Source organism: Vibrio sp. McD22-P3, from assembly GCF_021568915.1.
GTDB lineage: Bacteria > Pseudomonadota > Gammaproteobacteria > Enterobacterales > Vibrionaceae > Vibrio > Vibrio mediterranei.
This window is the reverse complement of record NZ_JAKGTN010000001.1, coordinates 43,724-58,795: the sequence shown is the minus strand read 5'-3', so window position 1 is coordinate 58,795 and position 15,072 is coordinate 43,724. Positions and strand designations below refer to the sequence as shown.

11 protein-coding genes are annotated in these 15,072 nt (G+C 45.4%); 6 read left to right on the top strand and 5 right to left on the bottom strand.

All coding sequences use genetic code 11. The annotated features are described in order from the left end of the window. The first annotated feature begins 28 nt into the window (after positions 1 to 28). The 4 genes from sucA (at position 29) to sucD (ending at position 6,294) form a co-directional block, all read left to right on the top strand. Complete coding sequence (sucA, locus tag L2W36_RS00300) at positions 29 to 2,839, top strand: 2-oxoglutarate dehydrogenase E1 component (protein WP_236109080.1); 2,811 nt, start codon at positions 29 to 31, stop codon at positions 2,837 to 2,839. A gap of 28 nt (positions 2,840 to 2,867) precedes the next feature. Further along, entirely contained in the window at positions 2,868 to 4,073 is a 1,206-nt protein-coding gene (gene odhB / locus L2W36_RS00295) for a 2-oxoglutarate dehydrogenase complex dihydrolipoyllysine-residue succinyltransferase (RefSeq protein WP_198557417.1), read from the top strand. 182 nt (positions 4,074 to 4,255) lie between these two features. After that, entirely contained in the window at positions 4,256 to 5,422 is a 1,167-nt protein-coding gene (gene sucC / locus L2W36_RS00290) for an ADP-forming succinate--CoA ligase subunit beta (RefSeq protein WP_038225388.1), read from the top strand. Then, on the top strand, positions 5,422 to 6,294 hold the full coding sequence (gene sucD / locus L2W36_RS00285) for a succinate--CoA ligase subunit alpha (RefSeq protein WP_006074269.1): 873 nt from the start codon (positions 5,422 to 5,424) through the stop codon (positions 6,292 to 6,294). Before sucC ends, sucD begins: the two co-directional genes overlap by 1 nt. Positions 6,295 to 6,373: 79 nt before the next feature. On the opposite strand, the gene znuB is transcribed toward sucD, so the two are convergent. Then, a complete protein-coding gene (gene znuB / locus L2W36_RS00280) occupies positions 6,374 to 7,159 on the bottom strand; it encodes a zinc ABC transporter permease subunit ZnuB (RefSeq protein ID WP_107306272.1) in 786 nt (261 codons plus the stop codon). Beyond that, a complete protein-coding gene (znuC, locus tag L2W36_RS00275) occupies positions 7,156 to 7,938 on the bottom strand; it encodes a zinc ABC transporter ATP-binding protein ZnuC (RefSeq protein WP_006074271.1) in 783 nt (260 codons plus the stop codon). Before znuC ends, znuB begins: the two co-directional genes overlap by 4 nt. Positions 7,939 to 8,019: 81 nt before the next feature. Between znuC and znuA the strand changes: the two genes are divergently transcribed. Together znuA and L2W36_RS00265 are read left to right on the top strand one after the other, a co-directional pair. Further along, positions 8,020 to 8,907, top strand: coding sequence for a zinc ABC transporter substrate-binding protein ZnuA (gene znuA, locus L2W36_RS00270; protein ID WP_006074272.1), 888 nt, complete (start codon positions 8,020 to 8,022; stop codon positions 8,905 to 8,907). Between the two features lie 300 nt (positions 8,908 to 9,207). Then, the gene (locus L2W36_RS00265) at positions 9,208 to 12,558 is read left to right on the top strand and encodes an AraC family transcriptional regulator (protein ID WP_236109079.1); all 3,351 of its coding nucleotides are present in this window, start codon (positions 9,208 to 9,210) and stop codon (positions 12,556 to 12,558) included. Here the strand turns inward: L2W36_RS00265 and L2W36_RS00260 are convergent. The 3 genes from L2W36_RS00260 to L2W36_RS00250 are packed head-to-tail and all read right to left on the bottom strand — an operon-like array spanning position 12,555 to position 14,916. Next, positions 12,555 to 13,496, bottom strand: coding sequence for a biotin-dependent carboxyltransferase family protein (locus L2W36_RS00260; RefSeq protein WP_236109078.1), 942 nt, complete (start codon positions 13,494 to 13,496; stop codon positions 12,555 to 12,557). The two genes, L2W36_RS00265 and L2W36_RS00260, sit on opposite strands and share 4 nt — an antisense overlap. Beyond that, the gene (gene pxpB, locus L2W36_RS00255) at positions 13,481 to 14,179 is read right to left on the bottom strand and encodes a 5-oxoprolinase subunit PxpB (protein ID WP_124940712.1); all 699 of its coding nucleotides are present in this window, start codon (positions 14,177 to 14,179) and stop codon (positions 13,481 to 13,483) included. Before pxpB ends, L2W36_RS00260 begins: the two co-directional genes overlap by 16 nt. Next, complete coding sequence (locus tag L2W36_RS00250) at positions 14,176 to 14,916, bottom strand: 5-oxoprolinase subunit PxpA (RefSeq protein WP_236109077.1); 741 nt, start codon at positions 14,914 to 14,916, stop codon at positions 14,176 to 14,178. The genes pxpB and L2W36_RS00250 overlap by 4 nt, the downstream gene beginning before the upstream one ends. Positions 14,917 to 15,072 lie beyond the last annotated feature (156 nt).

Genomic DNA, 15,072 nt, shown 5'->3' with positions numbered 1-15,072 from the left:
TGAAAACTACTACTGGTTAAGGGAAAATATGCACAATGGTGTGATGAAGGCATGGCTCGAGTCTTCACACTTGGCAGGCGCCAATGCAACGTACGTAGAAGACCTCTACGAACTGTATCTAAGTGATCCCGATCAGGTAAGTGAGGAGTGGAGACGTGTTTTTGAAGGGTTGCCTGTGCAACCTGACGATGTGGTTGAACAACCGCATTCACGTGTCCGTGATTACTTCCGACGACTCGCTCAAGAAACAAAGCATTCAAGTGTTCAAGTAAGTGACCCCGAGGTCGATGCTAAACAAGTAAAAGTACTGCAGCTAATCAACGCTTACCGCTTCCGCGGTCACCAAGCTGCTAACCTAGATCCGCTGGGTTTATGGAAACGTCCGATTGTTGAAGAGCTGGAACCTGCTTTCCACTCTCTTACTGAAGACGATTTAGATGAGACATTTAATGTTGGTTCTTTTGCTATTGGGCAAGAAAGCATGACATTACGTGATCTTCATAAGGCGCTGCAAAAAACCTATTGTGGCTCCGTTGGTGCAGAATACATGCACATGACCAACACCGCACAAAAACGTTGGATCCAGCAGCGTTTAGAATCAGTAGTCGGTCAACCCTCCTTTGATATTGAACATAAACACACTTTCCTTGAAGAACTGACTGCTGCGGAAGGGCTTGAGCGCTATTTAGGTGCCAAATTCCCAGGTGCAAAGCGTTTCTCTCTAGAAGGTGGCGACGCCCTTATTCCAATGACTAAAGAACTTATCCGCCATGCTGGTAGCAAGGGGATGCGTGAAGTTGTGATTGGTATGGCGCACCGTGGTCGTTTGAACATGCTGGTCAACGTCTTGGGTAAGAAACCACAAGATTTGTTTGATGAGTTTGCGGGTAAGCATGACGAAACATGGGGTACTGGTGATGTTAAGTACCACCAAGGTTTCTCTGCTGACTTTGCAACGCCTGGTGGAGATGTGCATTTAGCTCTAGCATTTAACCCATCTCACCTTGAGATCGTTAACCCAGTAGTTATTGGTTCTGTGCGTGCTCGTCAAGATCGCTTAGGCGACAAAGATGGTCGTTCGGTACTGCCGATTACCATCCACGGTGACTCTGCAATCGCGGGTCAAGGTGTGGTTGCTGAAACGTTCAACATGTCTCAAGCACGAGGCTTCCGAGTCGGTGGTACGGTTCGCATTGTTGTGAATAACCAAGTCGGCTTTACTACTTCAAACCCACATGACATGCGTTCTACGATGTACTGTACTGACATCTCTAAGATGGTACAGGCACCGATATTCCATGTTAATGCTGATGATCCTGAAGCCGTTGCATTTGTTACTCAAATCGCATTGGACTTCAGAAATGAATTTGCTAAAGATGTGGTCATTGACTTAGTTTGCTATCGTCGCCACGGCCATAACGAAGCAGATGAACCAAATGCTACTCAGCCATTGATGTACCAAAAAATCAAGAAGCACCCAACTCCACGTAAGTTGTATGCCGATGTGCTAATCGAGCGTGAAGAGAGTGATATTGAAACTGCGACTCAAATGATCAATGAATATCGTGATGCACTGGATCGAGGCGAAGTGGTATGTAAAGAATGGCGTCCTATGGCTCTGCACTCAGTAGACTGGTCTCCATATATGGACCGAGAGTGGGACGAAAAATGGGCAAGTGAAGTTAAGACAGAGCGTCTTATTGAGCTTGGCCAACGTCTTGGACAGTATCCAGATAGCCATAAACTGCAAAGTCGAGTCAATAAACTCTACAACGATCGCGCTGCTATGATGAGCGGTGAGAAAATGATCGATTGGGGTATGGCTGAAACGCTCGCGTACGCTACGCTTCTGGATGATGGAAAACGTATTCGTATTTCTGGTCAAGACTCAGGCCGAGGAACCTTCTTCCACAGACATTCGGTTCTGCATAATCAAGATGATGCAAGTACCTATATTCCTCTAGCTAACCTGCACGACAAACAGGGACCTTTCCAAGTCTTTGACTCCGTACTGTCTGAAGAAGCGGTACTGGCATTTGAATACGGTTATGCTACTGCGGAACCAAGCGGCCTAACTATTTGGGAGGCGCAGTTTGGTGATTTCGCTAACGGTGCACAAGTTGTCATCGATCAGTTCATATCTTCTGGTGAACAAAAGTGGGGGCGTTTGTGTGGCCTGACTATGCTATTGCCACACGGTTATGAAGGCCAAGGCCCAGAACACTCTTCGGCAAGACTGGAGCGCTACTTACAGCTTTGTGCTGAACAAAACATGCAAGTGGTAATCCCATCTACGCCAGCCCAGGTGTATCACATGATTCGTCGTCAAGTGGTTCGCCCGATGCGTAGACCGCTTATCGTTATGTCGCCAAAATCGCTACTAAGACATCCACTGTGTACTTCAACTATTGAAGAGCTTGCACAAGGTACGTTTGAACCTGCGATCGGGGAAATTGACGATATTGCTCCAGAGAACGTGAAACGTGTCGTTTTCTGTTCAGGTAAAGTTTACTTTGACTTACTTGAGCAGCGTCGTAACAACGACCAAGATGACGTTGCTATCGTTCGTATTGAGCAGTTGTATCCATTCCCAATGGATGACGTTAGAGCGAAGATTGCTGCTTATACCAATGCGAAAGATTTTGTGTGGTGTCAAGAAGAGCCTCAAAACCAAGGCGCTTGGTATTCGAGCCAACATAACTTCCGTGCGGCAATCCCTGTAGGAGCAGAACTGAGCTATGCTGGCCGACCAGCATCAGCGTCTCCGGCAGTAGGTTATATGTCAGTACACTTAAAACAACAGAAAGCGTTAATTTCAGACGCGTTGACTCTAGATTAAGAACTAGAAGTAAAAGGAAGACACAGATATGACAATTGAAATTCTGGTTCCAGACTTACCTGAATCAGTTGCAGACGCGACAGTCGCAACTTGGCATAAAAAACCAGGCGAAGCGGTAGCGCGTGATGAAGTTATCGTTGATATCGAAACCGATAAAGTAGTTCTAGAAGTACCGGCTCCTGATGCGGGTGTTCTAGAGGAAATTATTGAAGAAGAAGGTGCAACGGTACTTTCTAAACAACTAATCGCTAAGCTTAAGCCAGGTGCTGTCGCAGGTGAACCAACTAGCGACACGACTGACTCTACAGAAGCTTCTCCAGATAAGCGCCATAAAGCCTCACTAACAGAAGAGTCTAATGATGCATTGAGCCCAGCGGTTCGCCGCTTATTGGCCGAGAATGATTTGACGGCAAATGATGTGACAGGCACTGGTGTTGGTGGTCGTATCACACGTGAAGATATTGAAGCGCACCTAGCGGCGGCGAAAGCAGCACCTAAAGCGGAAGATGAAGTAGCTGTGGCTCCTGTGCTTGCTCGTAGCCAGAAGCGTGTTCCGATGACGCGCCTACGTAAGCGTGTTGCTGAGCGTTTGCTGGAAGCGAAGAACAGTACGGCGATGTTGACAACATTTAACGAAGTGAACATGAAACCTATCATGGACCTTCGTAAGCAGTACAAAGACCAATTCGAAGAGCGTCATGGTACACGTTTAGGTTTCATGTCTTTCTATGTGAAAGCAGTAACGGAAGCATTGAAGCGTTACCCTGAAGTAAACGCGTCGATTGATGGCGATGATATTGTGTATCACAACTACTTCGACATCAGCATGGCCGTCTCCACTCCTCGTGGCTTGGTTACGCCGGTACTTAAAGATTGCGACACTTTAGGTTTTGCTGACATCGAGAAAGGTATCAAAGAGCTAGCGATTAAAGGTCGTGACGGTAAGCTAACTGTTGAAGAGTTGACAGGTGGTAACTTTACTATCACAAACGGCGGTGTCTTTGGTTCTCTTATGTCTACGCCAATCATCAACCCTCCTCAGGCTGCTATTTTGGGTATGCACAAAATCCAAGATCGCCCAATGGCGGTGGACGGCAAAGTAGAAATTTTGCCGATGATGTACCTAGCTCTGTCTTATGATCACCGTTTAATCGATGGTCGTGAATCCGTAGGCTTCTTGGTAACCATCAAGGAACTACTGGAAGATCCAGCACGCTTGCTACTTGATGTGTAATTAAGCGTTGTTTTTATTTTGGGCGTATGGACGTCTAAAATGAAAGGAGCTAGACTTGCTCACGTCTAGCTCCTTAGTAAGCCCTTAAGGCGACTCTAACGAGTACTCCTACAGACGTATAACCGATACCGGTTTTATGGAAATAAAAAATCCCTCAGGGATATAACAAATGGAATCGCACAATGAATTTGCATGAATATCAAGCCAAACAGCTGTTTGCAGAATTCGGATTGCCTGTACCAGAAGGCTACGCATGTGACACCCCACAAGAAGCGTTCGAAGCCGCTGGTCGTATCAGTACTGAAAAGAAAGTAGTCAAATGTCAGGTTCACGCTGGTGGCCGCGGTAAAGCGGGCGGCGTTGAACTTCACGATACCAAAGACGGTGTTAAAGAGTTTGCTCAAAAGTGGCTAGGCAAAAACCTAGTGACTTACCAAACAGACGCCAATGGTCAGCCAGTTACAAAAATCCTAGTAGAAGAAGCATCAAATATTGCTAACGAGCTGTACCTTGGTGCAGTCGTTGATCGCGCTTCTCGTCGTATCGTTTTCATGGCATCAACAGAAGGTGGTGTGGAAATTGAGAAGGTAGCAGAAGAGACACCTGAGCTGATTCACAAAGCAGCGATTGATCCATTGGTTGGCCCTCAAGCTTACCAAGGCCGCGAGCTTGCATTTAAGCTGGGCCTTGAAGGCGACCAAATCAAACAATTTGTGAAGATCTTTATGGGTCTTGGCAACATGTTTGCACAGTACGATCTTGCTCTGCTGGAAATCAACCCTCTTGTTATTACTGGCGAAGGCAACCTACTGTGCCTAGACGGTAAGATCAATATCGATTCAAACGCGCTTTACCGCCAACCTAAGCTTCGTGAAATGCACGATCCTTCACAAGAAGACGAGCGCGAAGCACATGCCGCACAGTGGGAGCTAAACTACGTTGCTCTTGATGGAAGCATTGGTTGTATGGTTAACGGTGCAGGCCTAGCGATGGGTACTATGGACATCGTAAACCTTCATGGCGGTCAACCTGCAAACTTCCTAGATGTTGGTGGCGGCGCGACAAAAGAGCGTGTTACAGAAGCATTCAAAATCATCCTATCTGACAGCAATGTAAAAGCTGTATTGGTAAATATCTTCGGCGGTATTGTACGTTGTGATCTAATTGCAGACGGTATCATCGGTGCGGTTGAAGAAGTAGGTGTTGAAGTCCCTGTTGTTGTTCGACTTGAAGGTAACAATGCGCCTCTAGGTTCGAAGAAACTGGCAGAAAGTGGTCTTAATATCATTGCTGCAAACTCGCTAACAGAAGCAGCGGAAAAAGTAGTTGCTGCAGCGGAGGGCAAATAATGTCTGTACTAATTAATAAAGATACAAAAGTTATCTGCCAAGGTTTCACTGGTGGTCAAGGTACGTTCCACTCAGAGCAAGCGATTGAATACGGCACACAGATGGTTGGTGGTGTATCTCCTGGTAAAGGTGGTCAAACTCACTTAGGTCTGCCTGTATTTAACACTGTGCGTGAAGCTGTTGAAGAAACGGGTGCAACGGCATCTGTGATCTACGTTCCTGCACCATTCTGTAAAGACGCGATCCTTGAAGCTATCGATGCGGGTATTAAGCTTATCGTGACTATTACAGAAGGCATTCCGACACTTGACCTTCTTGATGTAAAAGTACGTCTCGATGAAGCTGGTGTGGTAATGATTGGTCCAAACTGCCCAGGTGTTATCACTCCTGATGAGTGCAAAATTGGTATCATGCCTGGTCACATCCACAAGAAAGGCAAAGTGGGTATCGTTTCTCGTTCAGGAACACTGACGTATGAAGCGGTAAAACAGACGACTGATGAAGGCTTTGGTCAGTCTACTTGTGTCGGTATCGGTGGTGACCCAATCCCTGGTTCTAACTTTATCGACATTCTTAAGCTGTTTGAACAAGATCCAGAGACTGAAGCGATCGTAATGATCGGTGAAATTGGTGGTACGGCAGAAGAAGAAGCGGCGGCGTTTATTAAAGATAACGTCACGAAGCCAGTAGTGTCTTACATTGCTGGTGTTACAGCTCCTCCAGGTAAACGTATGGGCCATGCTGGTGCGATTATCTCTGGTGGTAAAGGTACCGCTGAAGACAAGTTTGCAGCATTAGAAGCTGCAGGCGTTAAAACGGTTAAGAGCCTAGCCGATATCGGAAAAGGTCTGCGTGAAATTACTGGTTGGTAATTCGACGTATAAAAAAAAGCCCCTGCCTTGTAAAAGGCAGGGGCTTTTTTGTGCAAGAGCTTATATTGTAATCTACAGATTAGGCTCTCGATGGAACCAACTGCGCCAATAAGAAAAAACTCGCGGCACTGATGACCACCGATGGGCCTGCCGGGGTGTCATAAAACCAAGATAAACTCAGACCACAAAATACTGAGATGATGCCAATAAATGAGGCGGTGATTGCCATCTGCTCTGGTGTTACGGTAAACTTTCTCGCTGTCGCAGCGGGTATGATCAATAGTGAAGTCATGATTAACGCGCCAACGAACTTCATACCTATTGCGATAACTAAACCCACCATCAACATAATGATAAGACGCATTAGGTCGACATTGACACCTTCTACTGCGGCCAGATCCTCGTTGACTGTGGTAGAGAGCAGTGGTCGCCAAAAGACAAACAGCAAGGCGCCTATGACCGCCACACCAGCATAGATATACATTAAATCAGTTGGTGATACTGCGAGCAAATCACCAAACAAATAACTCATTAAGTCTACTCGAATGTTATCCAAGAAGCTGACGGCAACCAAACCTAACGATAATGCACTGTGCGCGAGAATACCGAGCAGTGTGTCAGTGGCGACCAGTCGTTGTTTTTGCAAGGTTACTAAGATGATAGCTAATGCCATGCAACAGACCGTCAGAGCTAAATAGAGATTGATATCCAGTAGGAAACCCAATGCGAGCCCCATAAGTGAAGCATGGGCCAGTGTATCGCCAAAATAGGCCATGCGACGCCATACTACAAATGAACCAAGAGGCCCAGCAATTAAAGCAATACCTATACCTGCGACAATAGAAGGTAGTAAGAACTCAATCATGATGTATGTCCGTGGTTGTGGTGAGCACATTGTGAAGCGTTACCCTTTACAGGCTCACCGGATAAATCATGATGATGGTGGGTGTGCTGATGTTGATAAAAAGCCAGTGTCTCTTTAGTCGCACTACCAAACAGAGCGATATACGATGGGTGTTGCGTAATGGTTTGCGGGCTGCCTTGGCAGCAAATATGGTGATGCAAACAGATAACGTCGTCGGACTTTGCCATAACGAGATGCAAGTCATGAGAGACCATAAAAACCGCGCAGCCAAAACGGTGACGCAATGTATCTATGAGTTCATACAGGTCAATCTGACCTTGAACATCGACGCCTTGCGCCGGCTCATCTAAAACGAGCAGGTCAGGTCTTTGTAATAGAGCGCGAGCTAGTAAGACACGTTGATTCTCACCGCCGGACAATTGATGCATATTGCTTTTCATTAAGTGCTCTGCACCAACAAGTTTGAGTGCATCTTGTCTTTCTTGCGCGCTGTATTTTCCGGCAAGTGCAAGAAAGCGTTCCACGTTAAGTGGAAGGGTGTCATTTAATTTAAGTTTCTGAGGGACGTAACCAATTCTAAGCTTTTTGGCACGGGTTATGTTTCCCTGAAAGCGAGTTTGCAAGCCAAGTAACACCTTGACTAGTGTGGACTTACCGGCACCGTTTGGGCCAATAAGCGTTAAAATTTGGCCTTTATTTATCGTGAGGTTTATGTCGTCCAAAACCTTACGTTTACTGAACTCAACGGTTACACCGCTCAGCTTTATCAGTTCAGTCATGAATAGAACTCATTTGCAATTGCTTATTGTTATAATGTAACATTTCGAATCATCACACGCTAGTAGACAATTAGAGGGCACATGTACCGTTACATTCCGATCTTGGCACTTACTACACTGCTTCCATTTAAATCGCAAGCATTTGAAGTACTTAATAGTATAAAACCGTTCGAGATGATTTCCCATGAACTGATTCTGGATGACCAAACGGCTTCTTCGTTGTTAAGCGCAAGCGCCTCACCTCATGATTATGCCCTAAAGCCCTCTGATGTGAAAAAACTACAAAGTAGTGAACTGGTCATTTGGTTTGGTAGCGACCTAGAGAGTTTTCTTGAGAAGTCTCTTGAGGGGAAAAATAACGTGCTGGAAATTCAAACTGTTCCTGGCTTAGCGTTGAGAGAATATGGCGATGAAGATGGTCATGATCACGGTCATGAAGGACACAACCACGGTAGCTACGACCCTCACGTATGGTTAGGACCTGCACAGTCGCGACAGGTCGCAAAAGCCATTACTGCGAAATTGATAGAGCTCGATCCTAAAAACGAAGCGGGTTATTTAGCAAAGCTCAAAGCATTTGAGGCTAACTTAGATGCAACGGAACAGAAGATACAGCAGCAGCTCAAACCGATTCAGTCGGAAGGGTATTATGTTTTCCACGATGCTTATGGCTACTTCGAAAGTTACTTCGACTTGAACAATCTAGGCCACTTTACGGTGAGCCCAGAACGCAAGCCTGGAGCAAAAACACTGATCTCGATTAAAACCACGCTTCGCGAGCAAAATGTGAAGTGCGTTTTTGCTGAACCACAATATACACCTGCCGTGATTCAATCAGTTACTAGGGGCACCAGTACTTCCATCGGAACTCTAGACCCACTGGGGACCGATATTAAAGTAGCAGATGGGAGCTATTTCACTTTTCTTGAGTCAATCTCGACCAATATCGTTGATTGCATGACTCAATAATTGATCTGTGCCAGATTAATCCTACTTGATACTTGAGGTGTTGGTCGTTTTCTGAATTTTCCTGATGACGACCATCACCTTTAGCGTGATCCAACAATCATTTATATGAGTGAAGTCACACAATTACTTTCCCTGACTAAGCAAATCTATTAAATTATCGATAATTATCGACGCAAATTAACTAGGTTTATTTTGACCCATTGCTTTCATTACTCGTCTACGAATGTCTTACCGCTACCTTATAAAAGCGGTGGAAGCAGGGGTTTTTCATCTTACTTGTTTTGCTTTATAGCAAAACTATTGAGCTTAGCTGCGCTGGCGGTTTATTCCATCACTACGTTTGCCGTCGAATTACCGCCAATATTCTACCCACTCACTCTGCAAACCGAAGGCAAGTTTCTTGCTGCGAAACAGCTTTTCCCTGGAGAAGAGGGCGGGTTATGGTCTATTGATGTGCATGATAAAGTTCGATTTTTCGATGGTTCTCGTTTTGTTGAGCTCAGTGGTGCGTCTTTCAATAGTCGTACCGTTACATTTGCAGATGGCCGGTTTTGGTATGCCAGAGGTAATCAGCTATTGACTCGTTACCCGCTGGGTAAAGAGCAAGTTGCCTATCAAGTAGAAATCACTGGTAGCATAAAACGTATTGGTCATAGTGGACCGCGAGTTTGGTTTGCTGATCAAAAACACCTTTACGTTCAGGATATAAATTCACAGAACTTTTCTCAAATCGACCTAGCTATCTTTGAACCGTTCTACAGTGGTTCAAACATTGATATACGTGCCGTTTTGAAAGTTGATGGGACTTGGTTCTTAGGGACAAATGTAGGTGTGTTTAAGTGGCAAGACCAAGCCTTGAGTCAACTTAAGACTAGCCATAGAGGTATGGTTACCGAATTATTCTATTCGTCCTCAACACGCCAGCTTTTGATAGGGTATAGCACGGGCGTGGAGCAGTTTTCCTTGGTAAACCAAGAGTCACACTACTATTTACTGAATCGCGCCCATGTACTGACACTCCAAGAATCTACTCAATACTTCTGGGTTGGAACGGAGCATGGTTTGTTCCTAATTGATAAAGCAACCTATCGCGCCGAACGTGTAGAACACAACATTAATGACAAGTTCAGCTTATCTGGTGAAAAGATATATTCGCTAGTATCAGACAAAATGGATGGGATGTGGATCGCCACCGATAATGGAATGCGCTATTTCTCGGAATATGGTGATCTATTTCGTCGTTTTACGGTGTCGCTAGAGGATGAGCTACAGCGCGTAGAGGCGAAATTGGAAGTCGTAGCAAACCCATTGGGAGGCTACTGGGTTATTACGCCATCTGCGCTCTATTCTATAGATCGCAAGGGAATTTCAACACTGGTATTTTGGGGACGTGTTTCATCTCTGACCCAACAAGACAAACAATTATGGTTAGCGACTGATAGAGGACTGTTGCAACTCGATCTCGCCAAATATCGTGTCACGGCTATTCGACAAGATATTGATAGCATCCCAACACACGTTGATCACTTGTCGATAGGGTCAGGTAATAGCCTGTGGTTGAGTGATGGACTAAGGTTGATGAGCGTAAACACAGTGACTAAAAAAGTCACAGACTTTGGTGATGAGTGGGTGGTGAGCAAGCACTTACCTGCAAAGATCACTGAAATCGAAGTTGTTAATCCAGAACTCACCGCTGTTGGGACAGACCACGGACTGTATCTGATTGAAAATGGCAAAAGTCACTTTATTAAGCAGAGTGAGCCCTTTGGCAGCGTTATCGAAATATCCTCCTCTGATGAGCAGATTTGGGTGGCGAGTGGCTATGGAGCCTTTTCGTTATCACTACCTAGTCGAGCCTTTAGGACCCTTCCTCTATTTCACGACAACATTCGTCCAGTATGTATTACGCAAGCGGATGAGCGTGTTTGGCTCGTGACATCAGCGGGGATTTCTACCTATTCCACCTCAGGAGATATCACGAAACATTTTAGTGCGCCTTATGGGCTAATCAATAATGAGTTTATCAATGGCAGTTGTAGTTACAGTCAAAAAAGTGATGAAGTGATAGTAGGTTCACGCTACGGTATTGTCGAGTTCAGTTCGAAAGCACTACTTGATGCACAGCTGCCTTTGCCAGAAGTACTAGTGTCGAAGGTATCGATCAATAACCAACCCATTCACCTTGGTGGTGTAGCAGGATTAACACCTAAAGTGGAGTTTGGTGATTCAATTGCTTTGCAGTTAGGTTTATGGCCTTTTGCGCAAGGGAATAACTTGGTCTATCGAATCGGTGATTCTAATTGGCAGCAATTGCAGGGACAGCAGTTAAACATTGATAAGCCAAAGCCGGGCAAGCAGCATATCGAAATTGCAATATCAGGCGAGCAAGATAGTCCGAGGACCAAAGTGTTCGAGTTCTATGTACTCACACCTTGGTATATGACCGGGTGGTTTTATACCCTTCTTGGTATGAGTTTTGTTTGTGCAACGGCGATGTTTATCTACTGGCGTTCACGTCGAATACAAGCAATGAATACCGTGCTAAAAACACAAGTCGCGTTGAAGACGGAACAATTGCAACATCAAAGTCGAGTTCTGGTGGGGAATAATCAACAACTTAGAAAGGCATTTAATATACGTCACCAAGTGCTTCGAGAACTCACTGAGCAGGCGATCAGTCACTCTAAACAGTTTAAGCTAGAAAATTCCAGTTTCTCTCACAAAAGCAGTGAAGCGAGTGAAAGTCTAAAAAGTGTGCGTGCTGTGTTTGAGGATAGCAATCAAAAGCCAATGTTATGCTCGGTGACGCGGATCCTAAAGTTCACGCTGGCGGCGTGGCAGAAAGAGTTAGACAGCTATGGCATCAATGTTGAGCTGGTTAATCACGCCAGTCGCGATATTGTGTTAGTAGATAGTTGTGACTTAGACATCATATTTAATTCGATACTTGCTAACGCAATGAGACGTTTGGTTCGTGGGCAAGTCATACGTATTACTCTGGATGATGACCAAGCGAAGCTGAGCGTTTGCTTTGAAGATAGTGGTTTACCACTCCCTAACTTTAGCGAAAGTAATGCAACTCAATTGGATACGATGGCCGTTAATCAGTTGGATTTCAGTCCAAGTAGTCTTCCTTTCCATATACATCACTCTGGTGGCGAGTTGAAACCTGTAGAGCGAAACGGTCGAAATCGAATTACCATGCGCTGGACTCTGTCAGGTGAGCAGTCAACTACGGGAGCGGCAGAGGAGAAGGCTCGCTCTTTACTGAATCCAGAGACGGAAACCTCATCGGTTGAAGTAAAAACCGACAAGTATGAAAGTTGGAAACGCCAAGTGACTCAGTTGGTGTCAGTACACTTCAATGACCCTGATTTTAGTACCGCTACGGCGTCTAAATCTTTGTTTATCTCCGAGCGCAGTTTTCAGCGTCGTTTTAAATCACTTTTTGGTGCGACATTTACCGACTATCTAACGGATGTGAGAATGGAAAAAGCGTGTGAGATGTTGTTACAAGGAGAAAAAGTGGCTGACGTGGCGTTTGCTTGTGGTTTCAACGATCCGTCATATTTCTCGCAACGCTTCAAACTCTATTTCGGTTTGCCGCCCTCGAAGTTTGCTGCCATGGATATAGAAGAAACGAGCGATTAGAGTTCAAAGTACTGATAAAAGGCTCGTTGCTTATGACGTTCGACTTCAAGGTTAGTCAGGTGGAACTCAATGTGGTCGCCAGGTCTTAACTGTGCAAGCCTCGCCAAGTCTCTGAAAGCGACGGTGCCAAGTTTTTTGTAGCCACCTAACGTTTGTCTATCTTGCAGTAGTATAATTGGCATCCCGTCTGGCGGGAGTTGAACAGCTCCGCAAACAATACCTTCTGAGATCATCGAACCAACAGCAGGTAAAGCCGTACTGGTTGATCCGTTTTCGTTTTCGAGTCTGATACCCATGCGATTGCTATTGGCTGAAATTCGATATTGCGATGTCAGTATTTCATTGGTCACCTGCGATGATAATTGATGGTATTGAAAAGTGGGGATGAGCCTGAGTCGATAACTGGACGCATAACGTGGAATTGCCGAATTTGGCATCTTGATGGGGTTGGTATGAGCTTTATCCGTAATGGTCAATATATCTCCCATCGCGAGTGGTTTTCCTTCTCCTAGTCCTCCTATTTGGTTTCTTTCAACCGTTGCGACGCTATGCAGAAAAGAAGGAATTTGGAAATTTCCTTTGACCGAGAAATACGTTCTTAGTCCTTGTCTGGGCGTGGATAGGTGTAGTTCTTCGCCATCATGCAAGCGAAAGGCTTGCCACTGAGGCAAGGCAATACCGCGAGTAGCGTTAATTGCGCGACAATCAGCTCCGGTAAGAACAGCGTCGATGTCGCCGACTGCACGCAGCTTTATCCGCCCAAGCAGTATTTCGATGCTGGCGTTGGTAGACGGGTTACCTAACAGTTTTTGGCCCCAGCAATGGGCGTGTAGATCACTGACTCCACCCGGACTTAACCCAAATTGCGCGCAATGGTGGCGTCCAAGATCTTGAATAGTTGCATGATGTCCTTGATTGAGCACTACCAATTTGGGCATATCTTGCCTCCAAGACTTATGAACTCTTGCTTGTCTATTGCTTCGAATCGAACGTTATTTCCCACCTTCAACTTGCTGTCTTGTGGCTGCTGAGGGTTATAAAGTTCAATAGGACAATTACCGATGATTTGCCATCCGCCAGGCGTATCTTGAGGATAAACCGCCGTTTGATTATTAGCGATACCGATACTTCCTTTTGGAACAAAGTGTCGCGGTGTGACCAGTCTGGGAACTTGGATGGCTTCTGACACCTGAGCTAGAAAAGCAAACCCTGGAGCGAAGCCGATAGCGCAAACGGTATAAAGTGTCTGGCTGTGTATTTCAATAATACGCTCAATTGCAAGAGATAAGTCACGAGACATGCTGTCTAATTCTGGGCCTACCTCTGGGGCGTAGTAGGCTGGTAAAACCGTAATTGATGACGGTGTGGACAGACTGGTTTCGATTACCTTAATGTCTGTGATGAACTGTCGAAGCTGCTGCTCATCCACTCTCAAAGGATGATATTCCACCAATAAGCTGGTGTAGGAAGGGGTGAGGTTGAGTATACCTTCCCCAAACTGTTGCTCTATCCGGTCACAGAACTGACCAATAGCATTTGGTAAAGAGAGTTCAATTTCATCGCCAAAGTACACCATAAGTGCTGACTCAGATACCGCAATGATGCGTAAGTTGGTATTCATGATAAGACCTGAGCGTCAATAAGTGAGCGGATTGCTTTGGCGACTCGAATTGACGCCCCATTATCTCCATGCACACAGAGTGTCTCTGCATCTAACTTCAACGTCTTATTGTCAATGGTTTGTACAGAATGTTGTGAGACTAAGGATGAGGCTTGCCCAAGAATATCGGTTTCAGAGTGAAGCACGGCGCCTTCTAGATTTCGCGGCGCCAATAAACCAGAGGTTTGGTAGCGTCTATCAACAAACGCTTCGAATATTAATGATGCTCCACATTGACTCGCCATTTCGGAGTGGGTCATGGCACGATTTGTTGCCAGTAGCATAAGAGGTAAATTCAAAGAGGCTGACACCGTCAACATACATTTCAAAATATCATCGGACTGCATCATATCGTTATATAACGCGCCGTGTGGCTTAAAATAACTTACATGACTGCCTTTATATTCTGTCAGTGCTTTAAGAGCGCCAATCTGATAAATCACGGAGTGAATGAGGGCATTTCGTGTCATTGGTATCGAGCGCCGCCCAAATCCCTCTTTATCGGCATACCCAGGATGGGCACCAATTGTAACCTGATGTGTGACACAGAGTTCGATAGTCTTAATCATGTTGTCAGGATCAGAGGCATGAAAGCCACAGGCAATGTTAGCCATATCTAGCAGTGGGATTAAGGAGGCATCTTGTCCCATTTGCCAAGGGCCGAAACTTTCACCAACATCTCCGTTAAGTTTAAACATAGTGTCCAATTCCATTTGACCATCTATTACTGAGTATGGGGAATAGGTTAATTGTTTACAAATCAGAAAAGTAGACGTGAGAAGGAAGTTTGAGAGACGAGTAAGAAAAAAAATTCGCGGCATAGCCGGGGGACCATACCGCGAGTGCCAATGACA

What these genes read in the sequence shown, in the direction of transcription:
- L2W36_RS00260 (WP_236109078.1), bottom strand. Translation starts at nt 13,496, where the DNA reads ATGCCCAAATTGGTAGTGCTCAATCAAGGACATCATGCAACTATTCAA.
- odhB (WP_198557417.1), top strand. Translation starts at nt 2,868, where the DNA reads ATGACAATTGAAATTCTGGTTCCAGACTTACCTGAATCAGTTGCAGAC.
- znuA (WP_006074272.1), top strand. Translation starts at nt 8,020, where the DNA reads ATGTACCGTTACATTCCGATCTTGGCACTTACTACACTGCTTCCATTT.
- sucA (WP_236109080.1), top strand. Translation starts at nt 29, where the DNA reads ATGCACAATGGTGTGATGAAGGCATGGCTCGAGTCTTCACACTTGGCA.
- pxpB (WP_124940712.1), bottom strand. Translation starts at nt 14,179, where the DNA reads ATGAATACCAACTTACGCATCATTGCGGTATCTGAGTCAGCACTTATG.
- sucD (WP_006074269.1), top strand. Translation starts at nt 5,422, where the DNA reads ATGTCTGTACTAATTAATAAAGATACAAAAGTTATCTGCCAAGGTTTC.
- L2W36_RS00250 (WP_236109077.1), bottom strand. Translation starts at nt 14,916, where the DNA reads ATGTTTAAACTTAACGGAGATGTTGGTGAAAGTTTCGGCCCTTGGCAA.
- znuB (WP_107306272.1), bottom strand. Translation starts at nt 7,159, where the DNA reads ATGATTGAGTTCTTACTACCTTCTATTGTCGCAGGTATAGGTATTGCT.
- znuC (WP_006074271.1), bottom strand. Translation starts at nt 7,938, where the DNA reads ATGACTGAACTGATAAAGCTGAGCGGTGTAACCGTTGAGTTCAGTAAA.
- sucC (WP_038225388.1), top strand. Translation starts at nt 4,256, where the DNA reads ATGAATTTGCATGAATATCAAGCCAAACAGCTGTTTGCAGAATTCGGA.